Consider the following 23,410-nt stretch of genomic DNA (forward strand, 5'->3'; position numbering starts at 1 on the left):
TAATAAATAAAAAATTATTCTTTAGCCAAAGGTGCCACCACCCACACGCCGGGTTCTTCTCTAGGTTTTGATGGTGTCGGCTGTCCATATCCGTAGGGATATCCGTAGCCATATGGATACCCATAACCGCGTCTCATCGTACTGGCTGAGCTACCACTGCCGGGTATTATCACGCCGTTGATTTTGATGTTGAAAGCCAACTCTCCGGTGTCGCCGACAGACACGCCCAAGCGATTCAATGGAATTGCCATTTCAACACACAGCGCATCGGCCGTATCCAATGTGGCTTGTGCTTGTACTCCGTATGTATTTTCGAGGGAAATTTGGCCGTCGAGTATGTCTTCAAACCGCATTACGTAAATCGCCCGTATAGCTTCAAGGGCCCCTTTTCGCATGTCATCGGGACGATTGTCGTTGTCTGCAGACATAATCGAACGGAATGCCAAGCGGTCCGCAACGGGAAAATATACCGTAGGCCCCTCCCTTTTTTTGCCCTTAATGTTAACCATACAGGCGAGCCCCTGTGCAAAAATTTGCATCTGCCGATCCTTATCAAGTACCCGCATCGCGATGTACAGGTTTTCCGTATCGTTCTTGATGTGATAACGAAATTTCTGCGTGGTGTGTTCATAGGTTAGTGTGTCTCCCCATTCATCAAGCTTGCCGTCAATGACGATGGAGGCCGCCCAATCCAGCGATTGTTGGACATTACCTTTGTTGCGCTGCGCGAATATTGGATTCACTGCAACAAAAACAAACAGCAATAACGTACAAGTATTCTTAGTCATTTGTACTGTAATGTGTGATTTTGACACCATCATACGTGATAAGTTTAATTGTATAAGAATTATTACAACCGAAGTATTAAACCGATTTAATCTTGAAAAAATGGCTATCTTCCCTTGCTCTTCCGCTAATAAAGCAAACCGCTTTCCAACAAAACGCATCGAATCAAACGTATGCACCTGCTTCGCAGGAAAGAAAAACCAATACGTGTAAAAGCTTAGCACAGCGATTTCATAAACGCTGCTGAAAATAAACACTTGTGAAAAAAAGTCAACTTATCTAAGTTTGCTACCGGTTTAACGAAACTGTTTGGAATAATGCTACTACCTAGGTATCAGGATATACTTCTCGAAGCGGGCTGCGATGAAGCAGGTAGGGGGTGTTTAGCCGGCCCTGTCTTTGCCGCCGCTGTCATCTTTTCAAAAGACTTCAGACACGAGGTACTCACGGATTCTAAACAACTTTCTGCTGCCCAACGCCAAGAACTGCGCCATATCATCGAATCGAACGCCCTGGCTTTTGCGGTGGCAAGCGTGGCGGCTGAGGAGATCGATCGGATCAATATCCATAACGCTTCCTATTTGGCAATGCATCGGGCGCTCGACACCTTGGCGTTAAAAGCCGAATATATCATTGTCGATGGTAACCGGTTTATCCCTTATCAGCAGGTCCCGTATTGTTGTATTATAAAAGGCGACGGTAAGTATTTATCGATTGCTGCAGCATCCATACTTGCTAAAACCTATCGCGACGAATACATGGAAAGCCTCGCTACCGAGTTTCCGGAATACGGCTGGTGCCAAAACAAAGGTTATCCAACCATCCAGCATAGAAACGCCATCCTACAGCATGGGTTTACACCTCATCATCGCCGAACCTTCCGCGTCACTGACCCCCAGCTTAAGCTTTTTTGACCGGTGCGGTTCCTTTTCTTACCTCCAGCCAAATGGCCAAACCGATACCGAACAATAAGACGATGGAGCCAACCAACGAAATCGTTTCTCCCAGATGGTAGGATTGCGGTTCAAATTTAAACTCGACTTTATGGTTTCCTCCTGGCAGTTGCAAAGCACGCAAAAGGTAGTTTGCCCTTAGAATCGGCAGCTCTTCGCCATCTACAAACGCCTTCCAACCTTTGTCATACCATATTTCGGAAAATACCGCCAATGCATCATTGGGCGTAGAGTATTCATATACCAGCCGATCAGGTCGATAAGAAGTTAGTTCAATGGTAGCGTTCACTGGAGTTCGCAACCGTTTTTCGTCCAACCATGGTTTGAACTCTTCATGGATAAAAGCCTCTTTACGCGGATCAAACCCATTGATAGCTTGCATTTCTTCTTCATTGTCTTTCACTAAGGTGACTTTCTCTACGAACCATGCATTGCCAGCCGCTGTATTGCGCCGTTGGATGCGTTCACTGTTCTGGTTATTGTCCCGCGTGATGATGTATCGGGTGTTGAGCATATCGAGTACATCTTCGTTGATGGCACCAGAAAACTGCCGTTCAATAACTTCCTGATAACGCATAAGCTTAGCGGCATGATAGCCACCGATGGATTTGTGAAAATAAGACGTACGGGAATCCGCAAAAGGATTCGTCGTCAAGTCAAACACACGGTAATTGGGGTCCCTATCCATCAAAATAAGCCGATCTACCTCACGCTCCTGTATAAATTGGCGATTTAGCTGCAATTTGTCTACAAACCGATCTGCATTCAAGTACCGCTTGTCTACACTCCATAGATCTATCAACGTAACAAGACCTAACAGCATAACGACTGATTGCACTTTTAGCTTGTTTTTGACGAGTAACCATACCAGCCCGAATGTAATAACGATGAATAACAGCGACCGGAACGCGTCGGCCCTTGCCAAGGCGGCGCGGTCTTTCACCAATGCAGACACCAGTTCGTTGGCTAAGGTATTGTCCCGTAGCTGTTGCGCATATTGCTGAATCATCGCTTGGTGGTTGGAGCTCTTGAAGCTCAGGAATACATCGGGCAACAGCGCAATAAGCAGCACGGCGCCTCCTACACCATACAAGACATATAGCAGCTTTTTATCCAATTTTTTGATCTTGTCACCTTGCGTGGCGATTTCGCTCACGGTCAAAACCGCCAGAATAGGAACCGACAGTGTTGCTATAATCAACACCGATTCAACGGCCCTAAACTTATTGTACATTGGAAAATAATTGAAGAACAAATCTGAAACCAATGGAAAATGCCGTCCAAACGACAGTAGCAGCACCAAGGCTGTCGTCGCGAGTAGCCACCACTTAAGCTTACCTTTTACAACAAATAATCCCAATATAAATAAAAAGACTACTCCGGCACCAAAATACCACGGTCCCGAAGTAAAATCTTTTTCTCCCCAATAAGTCGGAAAGTTAGCCGCGGCTTCGGGTGAATATGCGTGATTCATTAATACCTTAGCCACGTTAGAACTCGCATCCAGTTGGGTTGAAGTTCCCCCGCCATAGGCATTAGGTATTAAAAATGTCAGGCTTTCTCCCACCCCCTGGCTCCATTGGTAAGCGTATTCGCGGCTTACGCCATTATCTGCCCGTTGCGCATTTTCGGTTTTTAAATTAGCCCTTCCTCGCAACGTTTCTTTACTGTACTCATAGGTCGGCCACAATAAGGAAGCATTTACCGCCAAAGCCACGAGTACAGCCACTGCTTGGTATACGATAGCCCTGCCGAAGCCTAACAATCGTTTTTCTTTGACTGCATGGTATAGCTCGATGCCCACCAATATCAACACGGCCAGAAATAAATAGTACGTTACCTGAATGTGATTTACCCGAATTTCAAGCGCCATGGCTAATGCCAGTAATACAGCACCCCATAGGTATCTGCCTCGAAACGCCAGCAATATGCCCGCCAATATCGGTGCCATGAAGGCTACAGCGTAAGTCTTATTGGCATGCCCTGCTTCGATATAAATAAAATTGTAGGACGAAAACGCAAATGCAATAGCGCCCACGGCGGCCAACCACGGCCTTACCTTCAGAACAGTGAACAATAGATAAGCCCCCAACAAATATAACAACACAACGTCGATGGGATGTGGAAATACTGCTTTAACCCCCCGCAGCAAATACGTGGTCAGGTTATTGGGCAATTCCATCAGCACTTGATACGACGGCATTCCGCCAAACATGGAATTGGTCCAGAGCGGCATATCGCCATCACGGGCCTTGATATCTACTATCTCCTTCTGCCCCGCCTGAGCGAGCAACACATCTTGCTGATACAGTACTTTCCCTTGCCAGGCAGGAGTAAAATACAGAAAACAGATGGCGATGAAAACGCCAATCACCGCCAAGTGAGTCGAATTGTTGTTGAACCAGGTCTTCATTTATCGCAATGGTTGTAATAACAAAGTGCCAAACTTAGATAAATTGCCTCGTATTCACGAACTCCTATCCAATAAAATTTACTGTCCTTATCACCTTTCGGTCGCACGGCCCTGTTGAGCAATTTGCCTGATACCCACATGCAGCATATCTTGGGATAAAGTCGGAGTGATTCGTTTCTACGATGGTGACTGCCACCCACCTACTCAGCTAACACGGAATATCGCAACACTGGTAATGGCGATATTAAGCGACCCGGCTTAGCGCGGTTGAAAAGGTCTTTTTCGGGTAAGGTATGATACCGCGAACGTATAATATTGGTTTAAAGATTAAGTAGGATGCCGCAAATGCACAATTGCTTTGCGGCATCCAATGCCTTTTCGAGTTTACCGAAGTGGTAATTCGCCCGATTGAAAAAACGCCAATGGATGGCCGTCTGGATCGGCAATTTCGGCACTCCAGCCACCGGGAGCTTCTGTAACGGGGGTGACTATCTCAACACCTTCATTCGCCAGCTTTTCCAATACAGATTCCATATACCCGTCCTCGAGCTCGAATACCACGACAGGTGACCGGCCGGCCTTTTCTGTTCCTTGAAAAAACAGCAATTCAACATGATCTTCCCACTTTGCAATCAACCAATCGGCCTCATCCCCGCCAGATTGGCGCACTGTTTCAATTCCCAAAACGTTTCGGTAAAAGTGTTCTGTACGGTCGATATCGCTTACGTTAAAAATTATGGCAATACCTTTTTTCAATTTTAAATCCATATTAGTCCTTGTTTTTACGTTTAACATTTCGCGCAGGGTTATTTCCCTTTGTCTTTACTAGTGTTGCCACCGGCGTGCTTTTTGTGAGCAAGAAAAGTACGAATTGCAAATAAATGTCCATCTGGATCGTGGCTACCAATAATCCTGCCCGACAGGTGTTGTGTCCGATTCGTATTGTGCCTGAATGCCTGGATAAGCGACCTCCGTATCAATCCGCTGGATAATAGATGATCGGGCTTATCTTGAGGCTCAGGATGTTGCTCTCCCGTCCTATCACAGTAGGTTTTCCACTCCCGGCGTAATGCCACCAGGCGTTGGCGCAGCGCCGTATCGGTTAGGTTCAGGATGTATAGCATCTCCTTTCGATCTAAGCCGCAGTTGATCAAGCGGGCGAGTATACGGAGCGATGGACGAAGGCCAACAATAAGGGTATCAGGAAGCTGCAGCCGGAAATACTCGACATCCGCCTCGGTATTATGATACACCGCTTCCCTTTTGCGGCGACGGCCTTCCGTACGGGCAATGAACGCTGCGCGATTGCGAAGAAAGCCCCGTCCCCATGCCATGAAACGGGCGTCTGTAAAATCTTTTTCCGTTCTGACTGCTTCGAGAAGTAAATCCTGTACCAAATCGTCGGCCTCCGCTTGCCGGCGGGCATACTGCTTTGCGATACGATACATCTCCTCAAAGGGCGGTTGAATCCTGTCTCGTGATTGAAATTCCATTGGCTTAAACAATAGATGGTTCCCATTCTTTGGTGGCATTCCCTCGCTTTATTTCTCAAACAAGCTGTTGCGGATCGCTCATATTTCGGTTATAAAGTTAGTGTTTTTCTTGATGGCGGCGTTAGTTGCCTGAGAATCGTCCCATTTGGCTTTCCATGCGCATGCTCAAAAACGATCTGAACAAATAAACAATAACTGTAACAACAATTATTACAATTAAAAATACTTACTTACCTTTGAATCATATGAACAACACCCGATTTGCGACAGTGGTACATGTTTTGGCGATATTAGCCGATAATGACGGCGAATGGCTGAGTTCCGACTGGATTGCGAACAGCATCAATATCAATCCGGTGATGGTAAGGAAAGAGCTGGGAACGCTGCAACAACGCGGGTTGGTAATTACCCGCAAAGGCAAGGAAGGAGGCTCCAGACTGCAAAAGTCCAGCACCGAAATCTCGCTTGCTGATATCTATCTGCTTGTAAAGAATACAGAGGTACTGGGCAAGAAAAACCTCAACACAAACCCGCAATGCCCGATAGGAAAACAAATCAACAAGGCACTAGATGGCCTATTTGCAAAAACCGACGAATTGATGCTGGCTTACCTTCAAAGTATCACATTGGAGAAGTTTGTCAAGCAGTTCCGCTGATTGTTTGAATAATATAATGCAACTGAATAAAAATGGCAAAAATAGGAATAACAGGAGCGACAGGACAACTGGGTCGTCTGGTCGTAGAAAAGTTGAAAGCAAGGATAGCTGCCGACAATCTTGTAGCATTGGTACGTAGTCCTGAAAAGGCCGTTGACTTGGGCATCGAGGTCCTCGCTTTTGACTACAGCAAACCGGCATCGCTTGCTGAACCCTTGCGAGGGATCGAGCACCTACTATTGATCTCTTCTAATGAGGTTGGACAACGTAAAACACAGCACGAACATGTCATCCGAGCGGCACAACGAGCTGGTGTGAAATGGGTGATTTACACGAGCTTACTACATGCTGACACTTCCACCTTGAGTTTAGCTGCTGAGCACTTGGCGACGGAAGAAACACTGAAGGGGTCCGGCATCCCGTATACGATTTTGCGCAATGGGTGGTATACCGAAAACTATTTGGGGTCGATCGTCACAGCAATGACCACAGGGGCGGTCACCGGCAGTGCAGGTACAGGCAAAATTGCTTCTGCTGCCCGTGCCGATTATGCCGAGGCGGCCGCTGTAGTGCTGACCAGCGAAGACCATCAAGGAAAGGTATACGAATTGGCGGGCGACGAGGCCTACACACTGACGGAACTCGCAGCTGAAGTATCCCGGCAGACTGAGAAAAATATCTCCTACAACGACCTTCCGGAAAAGGGGTATGCTGAAGTCCTGAAATCACTGGGTGTACCTGAGCATTTTGCCCAAGCCATTGCTGGATGGGATGCGAGTGCTGCCAAGGGCGACTTATTCGATGACAGCCACACGCTTTCGCGATTGATAGGCCATCCAACCACGTCGCTGGCAGCGTCTGTCAAAAATGCGATAGCAAAATCGGCTTGAGATTTAGGCCGTATTTTCTCGCGCCGAAAAGCAGGACGAAGAATCAATCCTTGTCCCACCTACATGGGCAAGGATTGATTGGTATCTCCGCGATGTCATGCTCATCGCCTCACAAAGAAGGGAATATTTGCTGTGGCCACATTGTTATTGCCATCCGAGACATACAAGAATAGCCGATAGGCACCTTCTTTAGAAGGTGCTGTCAACGTGGCTTTGTCTACCGCCATACTGCTGACCAGCCCGGGAATAGCCTCCGGTCTGCGCTCACGATCGCCGCCCTCCTTGAGGTCCGTGCTTTCAGGCAACAGCTCCCAACGCGTCGTAAGCTTGTCATTGTCCGGATCGGAGGCATATACGACGGCCGTGTATGATTGCCCAGGTTTTAAGTAAATGAAGTCCAAGGTCTGCTTACCATCCAATACCACCGAATCCAGGTGTGGAGCCCGATTTTTGGGCCATTGACCCGTCCACAAATATTGCATCACATCGACGACCTCACTTTCCTCTCCCGCTTCGGTAAATAGGCCGTACCACGTAGGTGTGCGTTCCTGTTTTTGCCCCCACAAGAACACATACGAGCCCAAGCAATGCGTGTCTTTTGCGATGGAGGCTTCATATCGGCTTTTATAGACGGCCGCTTTCTGACTGCTTGTCTCTTCTACCGAAGCACCCCATGGCGTTTGGGGCCCCTCCCAATGGCCGGTAGGCCCCCACTCGGTAACGATGTACGCCTTATCCCAACCTGTAGCTCTGATCTGTTCGGGTACCGATGCGAGGCCGCCGTATACCTGTACCGCAATCAGGTCGAGTGCCGGGCACTTGGTTTTGATATAGTCGATTTCCTTTTGGTTGATTCCCGCAAGCATCGTAGTAACAAGGTGGTTAGGATCGATTTCATGGATCAGCTCAGCCACAGCGTTGACGGCATCCCACACCTTTGGATTCGTATAGTGCAGATTCAGCTCATTACCTATTCCCCAAGCTAAGAGTGCGGGATGATCTTTATACTTAAGCACCTCTGCCCGAACGCGCTCTAATTGATCCGCTACAGCCGACGCATCGTCATAATCAAAGCCATGGCGCTCGTTGCCCATACTAAGCCCCATGGTCACCGTAAGCCCTAACCGCTGCGCCTCATCCAGCACTTGCTGTCCGTCGCTCGTGCTCCACGTGCGGATGGAATTTCCACCGTAAGCTTTCAACCGATCCAAATAGCTGGTGCCACCTGCCCCCTTTATAAAATAAGGTTTGCCGTCGCGCAGCAAGGTATACCCTCCTTCTTGCTCAACAATTTCGGTTTTTATCGGCTTGCCGGACTGCGCGGAAACGCTGAGCGCCAGCGAAAGCAGCGCGGCAATCGTCAACATCGCTAACTTAGAAAAACTCATAACAATCAGTTTTTTAACTACAAAAAATCGTCTACCTGAAATTCGAATTGGCATCTATCTGCGTCTGCGGTATAGGTACGTACTCACTTTGCCCAGGAATGAAATTCGACCCAAACACTTGCTGCGCTCTGCCCGTGCGCACAAGATCATTGAAACGCTCACCCCACCACTCACAGGCAAACTCAGCCCTGCGCTCGTCAAGAATCTGCTCCAGCGTCACACCAGTAATAGGCGCCATATTCACGCGTTGGCGCACCAGCCGGAAGGGCTCATCGCCGCTCTGTCCCTTGCGTACCTTAGCTTCGGCATTCAGCAATAGAACATCGGCATAGCGCAGGATGCGCACATTGTTATTAGCCCCGTACTCGAAACGGCCTTCGGTCATCTGTGATGTTGGCAGGTAGGTTTTGCCATTGAAATACTTTGTGCCAAAGTCATTGCCATATACACGATCGCCACTGGGTGTTTCGACAAATGTAGCCGGATTGCCATCCACACCGCAGTACAGAATGGTGGTTCGAAGCCGGGTGTCGTCACCGCGATTTGTCAGGAAATCAACAATATCCTGCGACGGGGGAACCCATCCTGCCCCCGAAATAGGGCTTCCGCGCTGATCGCCCGCGGGTCCCTGCCAACGGAAGAAGGTACCCCAATCTACTCCAGGACGCACAATATCGCCCGCGGGGAGACCAAAATCGGAATATTGCAACTCAAAAAGCGACTCGTTTGAAAGCTTGCCGGGAAGTTTAAAGAGCTGGTAGAAATCTGGGTAAAGCGAGAATTTATTGCTAGTGATGATCTCATTGGTTGCCTCCAGTACAGTATCCCAATAGGGACTTGCGTTATCGTTGCCTGCCAGATCAGCGGCAGCTTTGGCTTTCAGCAACAAGGCCGAGTACCGGGTGACAGCTCCTACATGTCTGGATTCATTCGGTCTGGCATCTTCCAAATCAGTAACACACGCATCCATCTCTGCGATGATAAACTGCCGGACCTCCGCGGCAGTGCTCTTTTCGATGGTGGTAAGCCGAGCAATGTCGCCGCTATCTGACAAGATGGGCACATCGCCAAACAGACGTGTGGCCATTAAGTGTGCATAAGCCCTTAGGAACCTGACTTCTGCCTGATACTGTCTGTTAAGTGCAGCATCAGCGGTATTGCCTGTAGGGATAGTCTCGGCAAAACGGTCCAATTCCATCAGCGCATTGTTGGCCGCAATGGCTAAGCTGTAGTAGCTGATCCACGACTGGTTGAGCCCCCAATACGACTGTATCGTCACATCGCGCTGGAAATTCTTGATGCTCATCAGTTCGGGGTTATCGTTGGGGTTTGGCGCACCTTGCTCGTAGTCATCTTCCCGAACACAACGGATTGAAAGGTCTATCCAATGTACGAGGTTGTCATCCGACGCGGCCCGATAAACACCCGATACCGGCGCATACATCAACGAAAGATTGGTATAATCAATTTCTTCAGACCGCTGTTGGTTTTCCAGGGGCTTATCCAGGAACTTCTCGCACCCACTCAGCAGGGATGCCACAACGATACATCCACTGATTGCAATATATTTGTAATTATTCATGGCTATCTTATTAATATCCGTTTAAATTAAAAAGTAACATTCAGGCCTAGGCTATAGGTGGCCGACACCGGATACACATTTGCATCGTATCCCATTCCGGATACTTCTGGGGTAAACCCGTTGTAGCCGGTAAAAATAAACGGCCTGTCTGCCGTTGCAAAGACGCGCACAGGTATAGACTCTCGGATATTGAAGCTGTATCCCGCCTGGATATTCTGGACGCGCAGGTAGGCACCACTTTCTACGAAGAACGAGCTCGCCTGCAGGTTCCAAGAGGCTACACTTCCTTGTGCCGAAGGGTATTTGTTGGTAGAGCCTTCGCCTGTCCAAAGACCGGTGATAAAGGCTTCGTCTGCATTCATCTGCGGATATTTACGCCGCATTGCCCGATTGAGGTTGTGTATTTTATTGCCAGCCACGCCTTGTAAGGCCAAATTGAAATCAAATCGTTTATACGTCAGGCCAATATTGAGACCATACGTCAACTTAGGTAAATAATTGCCCAGGTTTATGCGGTCCTCCTCATCCAGTTCGCCATTGCCATTTTGATCTTTGTATTTCAGGTAACCCGGCTGTATAGGCGACCCAGGGTTTGCTGCGTTGTATTGACGCGCTATTGGATCTGCGTCGATCTCGGCCTGGTTTTGATATACGCCAACCACTTCGTACCCATAATAGTAGTTGATTGGTTGATTTTCTTCGATACGTGCCGGGAATTCGGCAGTCCACTCTGGGAACCCGTTCATGATGTTGTCTAGTCCACCTAAGTCAACGACCCTGTTTTTCAGTGTAGTTGCATTAATCCCGATGGTATATCCAAGCTCGCCAGCTTGGTCTTTCCAGTCTAATCCGATCTCCCATCCGCTGTTGGCCACGCTGCCCCAGTTGCCGTATACACGGTCCCACAGGAATGGTATCGGACGACTAAAAGCCAGGTCCTTGGTACGACGATAGTAATAGTCTACTGTACCATTCAACCGATTGCCCAATAGTGCAAAATCGATACCGCCGTCCCATTCTTCGACCACCTCCCAGCGTACCTGAGTAAAAAACCGGCTCACTCGATATCCTGGGACGCGGCTTCCGTAGCTTGTGCCCACACTGCCGAATATCGCAGAATTATTGTTACCTGAATTGATAATGGCATACCCCGCGTTGGGCTGGATGCCGTCATTGCCCAGAAGCCCCCAGCTGCCGCGGATCTTCAAGAGGTCAAACAACGATTGGTTTTCCATAAAGCCTTCACGACTGAGCACCCACCCTAAACCTACCGATGGAAAATAACCCCATTTGGTTTGGTATTTCGAGCTGCCATCCGCCCGGAATGTGGCCGTAAGCAAGTATTTATTGTCATAATCATATGTACCCCGCGTAAAGAACGAAACCCCCGCATTGCGAAAGCCACCCTCGCCATAGCCGGTGGCCGAACCAATACCTTGGGCGCCCTGGCCGACATACCAGAATTCCGGCGACTGCGGCACATCGTTAGCAGATACCCAGGTTTCCCGCCAGCGCTCTTCGCGTACGGACTGCCCCAGCAACATGGTCCAATGGTGTGCACCTGCTTCATCCCGATAGGTCAGAAGGTTGTCAAGGATATAGTTGGTGTTCCGTTCTTGAGCCGAGCGCAAATATGAGCGATCACTCCGCTGGTCATTGTCAATGTAGTATACCGGCGTATAGGCTATCGCATGTGTAGACTGATAGCGCTGGCTGAGCTGCGACCGGAAGGTTAGCTTCTTTCGCCAAAATTCTGCCTCCACATAAGCACTTGGCAATATCTGGAATCCTTTGTTTTCATTATGATTGTAATACGCCGTAGCAATCGGGTTATTAAACCAGAAGCCTGTCGGTATACCAATGGAAGCGCTGGTACCAAACTTGACAGGGTTCGCCAATTCAAGGCTTGGATCGTAAACCGGATACAGTGGCGAAGCGAAATATGCCTGACGGAAAGCTGCGTTATTCGGCGAAAACTGGTTGAAATTATTCAGATGACCGGTAAACCCGATTTTCAACCACGGAGCTACCCGCGCTTCAGCTTGCATGCGAATGTTGTACTTGCGGTGATAGTTTTCTGCGTCCATAATGCCATCTTGATCCAAATAGTTTACCCCAAAAGTATAGGAGATCTTATCGCTGCCCCCCTGTACATCCACGTTGTGGTTGGTAATTAGCGCCTGAGACCGCAGTAACTCGTTATACCAATCGGTATCCATCGCTGGTCTGGTATCCTGTCCGCCAAATTTTTCTACCGAGTTATCGACAACATACCGATCGCCCTTCGCTAGCGAATAAGCTGCAAATTGCGCTCCATCGGCCATCTTCAACACATTATTTGGGGTCTGAACACCTACATAACCGTTGTAGGTGACGCGTGGCTTCATATTGAGGCTGCCTCGTTTTGTGGTGACGATGATCACACCGTTTGCCGCCCGTACACCGTAAATGGCCGCACCCGAAGCGTCTTTCAAGACCGACATATCAGCGATGTCATTCGGGTTAAGGAAATCAATATTATCCATAAACATCCCGTCTACTACGTATAACGGATTTTCATTGTTGAGAGAACCAACGCCCCGGACACGTACTGTCGGCGTAGAACCCGGTGCGCCCGAGCTCACCACCTGTACCCCAGTCACTGCTCCCTGCAAAGCATCCATCGGCGTGGAGACAGTACGCCTCGTCGCATTCTCCATATTGACCGAAGCAACCGGTGCCGTAAGGTCGCCCTTGCGTTGCGTACCATAGCCAACTACAACCACCTCATCCAAATTGAACCCACCATCCGGAGCCAACCGAATGTCCATCACTGTGCCGGAGATTACTAAGATCTGTCGCGCGTAGCCAACGGCAGAAACAATCAACGAATCAGCCGTCTGGGGAACAGACAAGCTGAACGATCCCGTCTCCGTACTTGTGGTACCGATGCCTGGAACACCCTTTACCGTTATTGAAGCAATCACGGGATTTCCTGCTTCATCAGTAACACTTCCAGTTACTGTCCTACTTTGTGCCCGTACGTATCCGTGTACGCAGGACAAAAGTGTAATCATGGCAAGTATTAATACACACTTTTTCATTTAACATGATTTTTTTAAGGCTATGAAACTTGCATGCGCTATTTATTCGTATTCCCTTGGCAGCTCACGCAGGTCTCATCGCATAATGAATTAATTGGAATTTGTTGTTTACAACTAGTGGGGCCAAAAGTAACGTTACCGCATGAAAAACCCGAAACATCGCACTACATCATTTCTACATCAATAGCCCGAAATCGACGAATTTCGCTATATTTGGGCACTTCGCTGTGACAACAAACGGTGTTTAAAAATCTCTGATGAAGGTCTGTCGATTGCTTGCTGTTTTATTCGCTGTCCTGCCTTATGTTATATTCGGCCAGAACAGCCTAGGCATTCCCCCGGTCTTTAACTATAACAAATCCGTGTTTCAAGGAGGAAGTCGCACTTGGGACATCAAACAGGACAGCAGAGGCATCATGTACTTTGCCAATAATGAAGGGTTAATAACCTTTAATGGCCGCTATTGGAAACCGTATCCGCTTCCCAATAGTACCATACTACGTTCAATTTCTATCGATGAAAACGATCGAATATATGTTGGGGGACAGGGCGAATTTGGCTATTTTGAAGGAGGCGTCCATACAAAACTGAGTTATACCTCATTAAGTAGCCGCGTGCCGCAAGCCTACCAGAAATTTGCAGATATATGGAATACAGCAGCAACCGGGCGGTCGGTTTTTTTCCGGGCTACCGATCGTATTTTTGAATGGACCAATGGCGGCATCACGGTACATACTCCTGTCTCAGAATGGCTATTTCTAGGCGAAGCAGCCGGGCGGCTATTTGCACAGGATAAAAACCGCGGCCTACTGGAGTTCAGGAATAAGCAATGGGTGCCTCTCAACAATGCAAACATCATGGAGGAGGCCATCGTCGCCTCGGTCCTCCCCATTGGCACAGACAGTGTCTTCGTGGCAACAATTACCAACAAGAACTATCTTTTGCATAACAATACACTCCAGCGCCTAAACACCGGCCCTTGGCAAGACCTATATACCCCATCGTTCGCAAAATTAAGCAACAATGCATACGTAATGGCCACTTCTACAGATGGCTGCGTGATACGTACGCTGGATGGCTGCGTGATTCAACGTATCGCTGCTGCGGAAGGACTGCGGAACACTAATGTTACCCGCGTATTTGTTGATCGTGACCAGAATATCTGGGCAGGTGTCGATAATACGATTGCCGTGATCGGCTATAACAGTGCAGTGAAATTTTTCCGACCAAACACAGAAAACGACGTGACAGGTTTCTCCACCAGAATTTTGGGGAACAAGCTTTATGTTTCCTCTTCCAATGGCGTATACGTAGCCCAGTTGGCCGGAGGAATAGCTGACCATAGCCTTTGCCAGGGTAAATTTTCTTTAGTAAATGGTAGCGACCGAGGGGAAGCATGGCGCCTTGAGGAAGTAAACGGGCAGTTGATTCTTGCCCATAACAACGGTATTTTCTTAATAAACGATGAGCTTGCCAAACCTGTCGCGACGGGTACGGGATCTTGGATGTTTTTACCGCTTTCATCTGGGCACCCAATACAGGATATGCTGGTGGGCACATATTATGGTGTAGATATGCTACGCTATTCAAACGGCAGATTCAAACGTGCTGGTACGCTCGCGGGTCAGGCCGACTCATATCGCTTTTTGGAGCGCGATGAAGATGGCACTATCTGGGCGTCACACCCTTACCGTGGCATTTATCGGTTAACTTTATCGTCCGATAGTACAGCGTACGCTGTGCGCCTCTTTACCCGAGATGATGGTCTACCTTCATCTTATCAAAATTTTGTCTTCAGGATCAAGAACCGTATCGTATTTGCAACCGAGGCAGGTGTGTACGAGTTTGACCGGGCGGCTGGACGGTTTATGCCTTCCCAATCGTTTGCTCTTTTCGCCGGAATTCCAATAAAATACTTAAAGGATGACGCCGATGGCAACGTGTGGTTTTGCAGCGGAAAAAAAATCGGCGTAGCAAAGTCAGTGGCAGACAGTATTTCGGGTGGCATTTTCTATTTCCCCGAAATAGAAGGGTTGAATACCTCAGGGTTCGAAAATATCTACCCGTATGACAAAAGCAACATATATATCGGCTCCGAAACGGGAATTATCCACCTTAACTATGAAAAATACCGGACAAATACACCACAACCCAGGGTATTGCTCTCGGTTGTAAATATTTCCGGCAAAAAGGACAGCACCATATTTGGTGGATACCCTTCGCAAAACAGTGCCGGATCCTATACACAGCAAGGGCTGCAAATCCCCCTGTTGCATGCCGCTTTTAATGCCTTTCATTTTGAGTACAGCTCACCAAACTACGGCATACAGGGCCAAATAAGCTATAGCTATTGGTTAGAAGGCTACGACACCAAATGGTCGGCTTGGAGTACGAATACAGAAAAAGACTACACTAACCTACCAAGCGGCACGTATACTTTTAAACTGAAAGCGCGCAACAGCTTAAATGTCGAATCTGACCCTGTTGTGTACACGTTTGTAATACGCCCGCCTTGGTACCAAACAAAATGGGCCATACTTATATACGTAATCGTTGCATTGATAGGGTTATACCTGTTCATCCGATGGCAGCAACGCGCTTGGCGCCTCCAACAGAACAAATACGAGGAAAAGCTGGCGCAATTGCGTTATATCCACCAATTGGAGATCGAAAAAAATGAAAAGGAAATTGTAAAACTCCAAAACGAAATGCTGGAAAATGAAGTACTAATGAAAACGAAGGAACTTGCCAATACCAGCATGCAATTGATGGAAAACACAGGCGCGCTCAGTAAGGTCAAGCTTGAATTGGCAAAATTGCACCTCAGCGCTGAAGACGAAAGCGATCTAAAACGGATCACGTCGCTGCTCAAGGATATCGAAAAGAACAGTGCCAACTGGGATCAATTTGCCACTCATTTTGATGAGTTGAACGACGGTTTCCTTAATCGATTGAAAGCGAAATATCCATCGCTCTCACGCAACGACCTAAAAGTATGTGCCTATCTGCGGCTGAACTTTTCGTCCAAACAGATTGCGCAGCTTCAAAATATTTCCGTCCGCGGGGTGGAAATACACCGATACCGTCTCAGGAAAAAGCTAGGCCTACAAACCGAAGTACCTCTAAATGAATACCTGGCAGCAATTTAGACCAGCCATGGCCTTTTTATTCAGACAGGGCATGCCCTTGTATATAAAGAATATCGAAAGTTAATCGCCTTTTTGAATTAACCGATTGATATTCTTCAGCTCTCCGAACAACACGAGGATATCGCCGGCCTCCAATACCGTGTCTGATTGGGCAATCCCTGTTGCCTCTTTGTTGATTTTTACCTTGCCATTCTCCAACGCCTCCGTCGACTTAATCGTGGTCAGCACAATGACCCTGTATTTGTTGGTCAGGTTGGCTTCTTTCAAGGTCATTCCCACGTATTTGCCAGGCACTTTGGTCTCCACAATGCTGTACCGATCGGATACTTTGAAAGAATCAACAATATCGAGGTTGTCCAAACGCATCGCCAACCGCGCAGCTGACTCCTCTTCGGGCATAATATACTCGTCAATGTTCATTGCCTCTAGCACCGTCCGCTGGAGGTCAGACACGATCCGCCCGATAATACGCTTCACCGGAAGTTGCTTCAGCAACGCTGTTGTCAACAACGAAGCCCCTTCGTCCTCTCCGATAGCTACAATCACTGCGTGGGCATCTTTCAGTGGTAACGCACTTACGGCATCAATATCCGTACTGTCCATACATACCGTATGTGTGATTTTTTCCTTCAGTTGTTCTACCTTGGCCATGCGATTGTCTACGCCAATAACCTCATGCCCCAGTTCGGTAAGCCGGATGGCCAGTGATTTACCGAAATTTCCGAGGCCCATAACAATGTATTTCATAGTCAGTCTACATCTTAAAACAATACCTTCTCCTGCGGGTAGGCAAAGTTTCTGTTTCTAGTATTTTTAATCAATGCAACTAATAGCGTAAGCATACCAACCCGCCCGATAAACATGGTGATGGTAATGATTACTTTACCGCCGTCACTAAGATGAGGCGTAATGCCTAAACTAAGCCCGCAGGTCGCATACGCCGAAAAGCACTCAAATGCGATGTCCAACAGGTTTTTGTCGCCATCGGTAATTGTGAGTGCGAAAACAGACACCCCCATGGCCAGTAAAGACAACATGATAATGGCGAATGCCTTATTGACGGTATCGTTTGAGATCTTCCGTTTGAAGATCTCCAGGTCATCTTTGCCCCGCGCCAAACTGACGATATTAAGAAAAGCGATAGCAAAGGTGGTGGTTTTGATGCCACCTCCCGTCGAACCCGGGGAGGCTCCTATCCACATGAGCAGCATGATAAGCATGATCGTAGGAAACGTAAAAGCATCCATATCCGCAATATTGAACCCTGCAGTACGGGAAGAAGTGCCTGTAAAAAAAGCAGAAACCAACTTAGCCCAAAACCCCTGATGCTCTGCAAGTGTGTGTTCGTATTCTAACACGAAGGTACTCAACGTTCCGAAAACGATTAGTATGGCGGTCACCCAGGCAATCAAGCGCGAGTTAAAACTGATGACCCAAGCCCGGTAAACAAATGGCCTGCCGTAAAAAATGCGCTTGAAAATATTGACGACCCACCGCTTGATAAACGTATAGGTGTTCAATACAATGGAAAATCCAAACCCGCCCAAAATAAAGAGCAAAGCAATAATCAATTGCACATTGTAATTGAATCGAAGAAGGGGATGAGACATCCCATCACTTACCGTGGAAAACCCGGCATTACAAAAGGCGGACACAGCGTGGAATATAGCGAAAAATAAGCGCTTTCCACCGGACTCAAAATCCTCTGCCGATACACTCGCATAGATCAATACCGCTCCTATGGCCTCAAAAAATAAGGTAATAAACACTATCTTAAACAACGTATTGATGACCGACCCCACCTTATTGTGCCCCAGGATTTCGCTATACATCAATTGGTTTTTAAAAGAAAATCCGCCGGAAAAGAAATAGCCGAAAAAACCGGTAAAAGTCATGATACCCAATCCACCCAGTTGGACCAGTATCAGCAATACGGTCTGGCCAAATACGGTAAGCCTACTAGCGACATCAATGACCGATAGCCCCGTGATGCAAACCCCACTCGTGGCCATAAATAGCGCATCAACAAAACCCAACGACTGCTGTCCAGGCGTTGTACGTGGCAGCATCAACAGCAGTGTACCGATAAGGATAAGGGCAAGGAAGCTAATAACGAATAAAATAGTCGGGTTGAAATAAAAATTATCAAAAAAGAGGCTGCTTTTGGAAAGCTCGGTCAGAAAGACAGCGAAAATCCCCAAATGCAACCATTCAGCCTGCCGCAAAAACGACAACACACCGACGTCAGTTTGCCGCGCTAAAGCAACTATTACAAAATACAATAGCAAGGCCAGCCCTCCGTAATGCGCTACCATCACGCGTTTGGCAATCCAAATAGACAATACGGTACGCAACACGCTTAACACATACAGTCCATAAAACAGCCATGCTGTAATCACTGTGAATCGCTGGGCTGTGAATACGTCCGTGTTATACCCCAGGTGAAAAAGCACCGCCAACGCACAAAGCAAGCTGACATACAGCATAACCCGGTCTACCGCTTTTTCGCGATACTTGAAAATGTACTTTATTGCGCTCAGCATAGTCGTCGTTAGCGTTCGACCAGCTCAATATGATAGAGCTTACTCCATAGCTTTCCGGTAATAAAAAGCCTATCGCCCCGCCTATCATAGGCGATTCCGTTGAGCTCATTATTATGGTCTTTTTTATCGGCATAAATGCCGATGAGATTAATCTCACCTTCAATGGCACCAGTCTCCGGATCGATGATAACAATGATGTCTTTGGTATAGATATTGGCATATACTTTGCCATCGATGTATTCCAGTTCATTGATGCTATCCACCGGCCCTTTATCGTTATACACCTCGATAAAACCTTCTTCGGCATAAGTATCCTTATTGAGAAAGTATAGGCGACTGCTCCCGTCAGACTTAATAAGACGATTGCCATCGTAACACAGGCCCCAGCCTTCGGCACTCTGCCCGTATGCAAACTCTCCAATCTTGGCAAATGTGTTCTTATTGTAGACAAAGCCCACTTTTTCGCGCCAGGTAAGCTGAACAACTTTGTCGCCTACAAGCGTAAGCCCTTCGCCGAAATACCGATCATCCAAGTCAAGCCGCTGTATTACCTCGCCAGTGCGATAATCGACTTTCCGCAACGAAGATTTGCCATTTTGGCCGGAACTCTCATTTCCGGTGCTTTCATATAAGATATTGTTTTCATCAAATTCCAATCCTTGTGTATACGCCTTTGGATCATGTGGATATTCGTTGATGATTTTGAAGCTGTAACGCTTTGGGGGCGGCGGCACGACAATAATATTACTGTAGGCAACTTGCTCTTCGCCACCATAATAGAGCTTGGCACTGAGCGTACGGCTGCCGAACGCCGCTTTTTCAGTATCAAGCGTTACTGGCGTACTGTCCGTTCTCCGCGCGAGAACCTCGCCGTCCATGGCATACACTACGGAATCAAAGGTTGACACTTCCGAGGGGAACACCAACTTTAGCGGGATGGACTCGCCTATTTTGACAAGGGTGCCTGCTTCAGGTGTAGCAAACCGAAATTTTGATGCCTGTTTCTGCGTATTGCAGGATGCAATAAAAGCAATCAGCACTGTAGCGCAGTAAATGAGTTTGTTCATGATTGCAAACTTAACTATTATTTTGTAACCCGTTTAATCCGGCCAAAAAGCATCTTTTATCAAACGGGTATAGTATTTATCATTTTCTTCAGCATAAAGGATGGAGACTATATCAAATCGGATTTCACCGCCATACTTATTTGCGGCTATATAGTGATTCGCTGCCCGGACCAGTTTGGCTTGCTTCGCTGGGTCGACAAACTCATAGGGCATACCGAAAGCTGCACTTGTACGGGTTTTTACTTCAATAAAAACAAGCACATCACCTTCCTCAGCGATGACGTCTACTTCAAGATTTTTATAACGCCAATTTTGGCAGCGGATTCGATAGCCGCGTTTTATCAGTAGCTGGATGGCTAGGTTTTCTCCGTTTTTGCCTTTTTCAAGATGGGTCAGCATTTATTTGATAACTATGGTGCCCAATTTGTCCGCTATTAGCTTCGAAACGTCCTTCAGTTTCTGGTAATTTGCCAACATCACTTCTATATTGGCTGCATCAGTTTCTGTCTTCAGTTCTTCTCGGATCCGGTGAATCTGTTGTTCTACTTTCCGCTTTTTAATGCGGTAAATCGCACTGTATACCAAATCTTCTAACCGCTCAGACTCATGTGTAACATATATCTTGCGTTTCTCGTCATTCCAGTTGGGACTGAGATTATATTTGGTAGCGAGCAGATCAATCGCCAGATCGGCGATACGCCGATCGGCATGCCCTACGAATACCCGCTCCTCTGGAAGCTCATTATGCGCAATATAATCCTTATACGTATTGATGATCGCCAGGCAGGCCGGATCGTCAAAAGAAAGGTCACTCAATCCACTTAGCAGGAGTGGTGCGATGGGAATGTCGCTGTCGGTTTCCCATGTCGCAGGTTGATTGCCATAGTGTAGCAGGATGCGGACGATTTCGCGCTCTTGTAAGATATCCGATGAGAGGCTTTCTTCCGCCGCACCGTTCGCCGCGTCTGGCACAGCCTTGGGGGCACCTGCCGGTGTCGGCAAAGGTTCGGGCTTCCGGTCAGCTTTCCGTGCTTGACCGACACGAATTTTATTGAGCTCAGCTATCAGGATCCGCTCTTCAATGTCGAGCAGGGCACTGCATTCGCGCACAAATACGGATGCTTTGATCGCATCAGGAATCAACGCGATACTCTCTACCACGTCATGGATGACAGCCGCTCGCTTTACAGGGTCGCCACCTGCATCACGCAAAAGCACCTGGGTCTTATAAAAGATAAAGTCCCGTTGGTGCTCGGCAATATACTTCTTAAAGGCAGCCGACCCAAACCGCTGTACATATGAATCCGGGTCGTTACCGTCAGGAAAAAGCAGCACCTTCACGTTAAGCCCTTCTTCCAAAAGCATATCCGTACCCCTCAATGACGCTTTGATGCCGGCCTCGTCACCATCATATAAGATGGTCACATTCTTTGTATAGCGCGCAATCAGCCGAATTTGCCCGCTTGTAAGCGAGGTACCTGACGAGGCGACCACATTCTCCACGCCAGCCTGATGCATGGACAACACATCGGCGTAACCTTCCACCAAGTAGCAATTATCGGCATCCAGAATGGGCTTTTTAGCGAAATATAGACCGTATAATACGTCCGATTTGTGATATACTTCGCTTTCCGGGGAATTAACGTATTTAGGGGTTTTCTTGTCCGTTTTCAGTGTACGGCCACCGAAGCCCAAAATTCTTCCGGTAAGGTTATGAATAGGAAACATAACCCGGCCACGAAAGCGGTCATATACACTGCCGTCATCCTTACGGATAACCAACCCCGTGGCTTCCAGAAACTCATCGTTATAACCTTCTGCTTTGGCTTTGTCATAAAGGGCGCTCCATGCTTCGGGCGAATAACCCAACTCGAATTTCTGAATAATGTCCTCTCGATAGCCCCGCTCTTTGAAATAATTAAGACCAACCGTACGCCCTTCTTCAGTGTCCCACAGTGTTTCTTTGAAAAATTTGCCTGCCCAATTAGTTACGATAAAAAGGCTTTCGCGCTTATTTTGAGCCGCAAGTTGTTCCGGTGTGCGTTCGGTCTCCTCTACCTCAATGTGATATTTCTGGGCGAGATATTTAAGCGCTTCGGGGTAAGAGTACTTTTCGTGCTCCATGACAAACCGCACGGCATCCCCACCGGCACCGCAGCCAAAACATTTGTAAATACCCTTACTTACCGACACATTGAAAGACGGGGTCTTCTCGTTATGAAATGGACATAACCCTATCAATGAGGTGCCCCGTTTTTTTAAATCCACAAAATCACCTACCACCTCTTCGATCCTGGCAGCATCAATAATTTTGTCGATTATTTCTTGTTTAATCACACACTATCCTATTTGGCAAGGTAAAATTAAAGAATAATGGAGAAGTAGCAATAAGATATCGCGATTTCCTGAAATGAATGCACGCAAAACTTTAGTGCAAAAAATTATTTTAATTACATTTGCTCCACAAAACTGCGTTCATCATCTTATTTTTCATTACGAATGAAGATTTCTAAAATCTGCTGCATCGGTGCGGGATACGTTGGCGGCCCCACCATGTCTGTCATTGCCCAGAAATGCCCACACATCACCGTCACCATCGTAGACATCAACGAAAAACGCATCGCGGCCTGGAATGACCCCGACCTTTCGAAGCTCCCCGTGTACGAACCCGGACTCGCCGAAGTCGTCGGCGAAGCACGCGGCCGTAATTTGTTCTTCACGACCGAAGGAGACCGCGCCATCGATGAGGCAGACATGATCTTCATCTCGGTGAATACGCCCACCAAAACCTACGGCAAGGGCAAGGGCATGGCCGCCGACCTGAAATACATCGAACTCTGCGCACGCCAGATCGCAGCAGCAGCCACCTCCGATAAGATAATCGTGGAAAAATCAACACTCCCCGTGCGTACCGCCGAGGCCTTGAAAAGCATCCTCCACAACACCGGAAACGGAGTCAGCTTCCATATCCTCTCAAACCCTGAGTTCCTCGCCGAAGGAACCGCCATACAGGACCTCCATAACCCAGACCGGGTGCTCATCGGAGGGGAAAACCCCGAGGCCGTCCAGGCCCTGGTGGATGTATACGCTTCCTGGGTGCCCCCCGAACGTATCCTCACCACCAACCTCTGGTCTTCCGAGCTCTCCAAGCTCACCGCAAACGCTTTCCTCGCACAGCGCGTATCCTCCATCAACGCCATCTCCGAACTCTGCGAACGAACCGGGGCTAACGTCGACGAGGTGGCCCGCGCAATCGGTACAGACAGCCGAATCGGACCAAAGTTCCTCAAGGCTTCCGTCGGTTTCGGCGGCTCATGCTTCCAGAAGGACATCCTCAACCTGGTCTACATCGCCCGCACATACGGCCTGCATGAGGTCGCACACTACTGGGAACAGGTCATCACCAT

At 47.9% G+C, this 23,410-nt stretch carries 17 protein-coding genes; 5 read left to right on the forward strand and 12 right to left on the reverse strand.

Features of this window, described 5'->3' with window-relative positions; translation table 11 throughout:
- Window positions 1–14 precede the first annotated feature (14 nt).
- Window positions 15–788 carry a sulfur globule family protein gene (locus B5X72_RS16185; RefSeq protein WP_139378740.1) on the reverse strand — a complete coding sequence of 258 codons (774 nt, stop codon included), beginning with the start codon at window positions 786–788 and terminating at the stop codon, window positions 15–17.
- 315 nt (window positions 789–1,103) lie between these two features.
- On the opposite strand from B5X72_RS16185, the gene B5X72_RS16190 reads away from it, so the two are divergent.
- Window positions 1,104–1,700, forward strand: a complete 597-nt coding sequence (locus B5X72_RS16190; protein ID WP_079717968.1) for a ribonuclease HII — start codon at window positions 1,104–1,106, stop codon at window positions 1,698–1,700.
- Here the strand turns inward: B5X72_RS16190 and B5X72_RS16195 are convergent.
- From B5X72_RS16195 to B5X72_RS16205, 3 genes are all read right to left on the reverse strand, one after another.
- Window positions 1,687–4,152 (reverse strand): YfhO family protein, encoded by a 2,466-nt coding sequence (locus B5X72_RS16195; protein ID WP_079717969.1) that lies wholly within the window; start codon window positions 4,150–4,152, stop codon window positions 1,687–1,689. The two genes, B5X72_RS16190 and B5X72_RS16195, sit on opposite strands and share 14 nt — an antisense overlap.
- A 384-nt stretch (window positions 4,153–4,536) precedes the next feature.
- A complete protein-coding gene (locus B5X72_RS16200) occupies window positions 4,537–4,920 on the reverse strand; it encodes a VOC family protein (RefSeq protein ID WP_079717970.1) in 384 nt (127 codons plus the stop codon).
- Between the two features lie 38 nt (window positions 4,921–4,958).
- Window positions 4,959–5,645, reverse strand: a complete 687-nt coding sequence (locus tag B5X72_RS16205) for an RNA polymerase sigma factor (protein ID WP_176146247.1) — start codon at window positions 5,643–5,645, stop codon at window positions 4,959–4,961.
- Between the two features lie 245 nt (window positions 5,646–5,890).
- Here B5X72_RS16205 and B5X72_RS16210 point away from each other — a divergent pair, with 245 nt between their 5' ends.
- Window positions 5,891–6,301 (forward strand): Rrf2 family transcriptional regulator, encoded by a 411-nt coding sequence (locus B5X72_RS16210; RefSeq protein ID WP_079717972.1) that lies wholly within the window; start codon window positions 5,891–5,893, stop codon window positions 6,299–6,301.
- A gap of 32 nt (window positions 6,302–6,333) precedes the next feature.
- The gene (locus tag B5X72_RS16215) at window positions 6,334–7,191 is read left to right on the forward strand and encodes an SDR family oxidoreductase (RefSeq protein ID WP_079717973.1); all 858 of its coding nucleotides are present in this window, start codon (window positions 6,334–6,336) and stop codon (window positions 7,189–7,191) included.
- Window positions 7,192–7,292: 101 nt separating this feature from the next.
- Here the strand turns inward: B5X72_RS16215 and B5X72_RS16220 are convergent, their stop codons facing one another.
- From B5X72_RS16220 to B5X72_RS16230, 3 genes are read right to left on the reverse strand one after another with little or no spacing between them, the layout of a single operon-like run.
- Window positions 7,293–8,579, reverse strand: coding sequence for a glycoside hydrolase family 2 TIM barrel-domain containing protein (locus B5X72_RS16220; RefSeq protein ID WP_079717974.1), 1,287 nt, complete (start codon window positions 8,577–8,579; stop codon window positions 7,293–7,295).
- 31 nt (window positions 8,580–8,610) lie between these two features.
- Window positions 8,611–10,161, reverse strand: a complete 1,551-nt coding sequence (locus B5X72_RS16225) for a RagB/SusD family nutrient uptake outer membrane protein (protein ID WP_079717975.1) — start codon at window positions 10,159–10,161, stop codon at window positions 8,611–8,613.
- A gap of 26 nt (window positions 10,162–10,187) precedes the next feature.
- Window positions 10,188–13,217 (reverse strand): SusC/RagA family TonB-linked outer membrane protein, encoded by a 3,030-nt coding sequence (locus B5X72_RS16230; RefSeq protein ID WP_176146248.1) that lies wholly within the window; start codon window positions 13,215–13,217, stop codon window positions 10,188–10,190.
- Window positions 13,218–13,501: 284 nt separating this feature from the next.
- Between B5X72_RS16230 and B5X72_RS16235 the strand changes: the two genes are divergently transcribed.
- Window positions 13,502–16,393 (forward strand): triple tyrosine motif-containing protein, encoded by a 2,892-nt coding sequence (locus tag B5X72_RS16235; protein WP_079717977.1) that lies wholly within the window; start codon window positions 13,502–13,504, stop codon window positions 16,391–16,393.
- Window positions 16,394–16,453: 60 nt separating this feature from the next.
- Here the strand turns inward: B5X72_RS16235 and B5X72_RS16240 are convergent, their stop codons facing one another.
- The 5 genes from B5X72_RS16240 to dnaG are packed head-to-tail and all read right to left on the reverse strand — an operon-like array spanning window position 16,454 to window position 22,340.
- Window positions 16,454–17,140 (reverse strand): potassium channel family protein, encoded by a 687-nt coding sequence (locus B5X72_RS16240; protein ID WP_079717978.1) that lies wholly within the window; start codon window positions 17,138–17,140, stop codon window positions 16,454–16,456.
- 14 nt (window positions 17,141–17,154) lie between these two features.
- Window positions 17,155–18,936 carry a TrkH family potassium uptake protein gene (locus B5X72_RS16245; RefSeq protein WP_079717979.1) on the reverse strand — a complete coding sequence of 594 codons (1,782 nt, stop codon included), beginning with the start codon at window positions 18,934–18,936 and terminating at the stop codon, window positions 17,155–17,157.
- Between the two features lie 8 nt (window positions 18,937–18,944).
- Window positions 18,945–20,003 carry a glutaminyl-peptide cyclotransferase gene (locus B5X72_RS16250; protein ID WP_079717980.1) on the reverse strand — a complete coding sequence of 353 codons (1,059 nt, stop codon included), beginning with the start codon at window positions 20,001–20,003 and terminating at the stop codon, window positions 18,945–18,947.
- Window positions 20,004–20,036: 33 nt separating this feature from the next.
- On the reverse strand, window positions 20,037–20,402 hold the full coding sequence (locus tag B5X72_RS16255) for a YraN family protein (protein WP_079717981.1): 366 nt from the start codon (window positions 20,400–20,402) through the stop codon (window positions 20,037–20,039).
- A complete protein-coding gene (gene dnaG, locus B5X72_RS16260; protein WP_079717982.1) occupies window positions 20,403–22,340 on the reverse strand; it encodes a DNA primase in 1,938 nt (645 codons plus the stop codon).
- A gap of 162 nt (window positions 22,341–22,502) precedes the next feature.
- Here dnaG and B5X72_RS16265 point away from each other — a divergent pair.
- Window positions 22,503–23,410: nucleotide sugar dehydrogenase (locus tag B5X72_RS16265; RefSeq protein ID WP_079717983.1), on the forward strand; the 908-nt coding region annotated here is incomplete at its 3' end.

Origin of the sequence: Parapedobacter luteus, from assembly GCF_900168055.1 — a bacterium.
GTDB lineage: Bacteria > Bacteroidota > Bacteroidia > Sphingobacteriales > Sphingobacteriaceae > Parapedobacter > Parapedobacter luteus.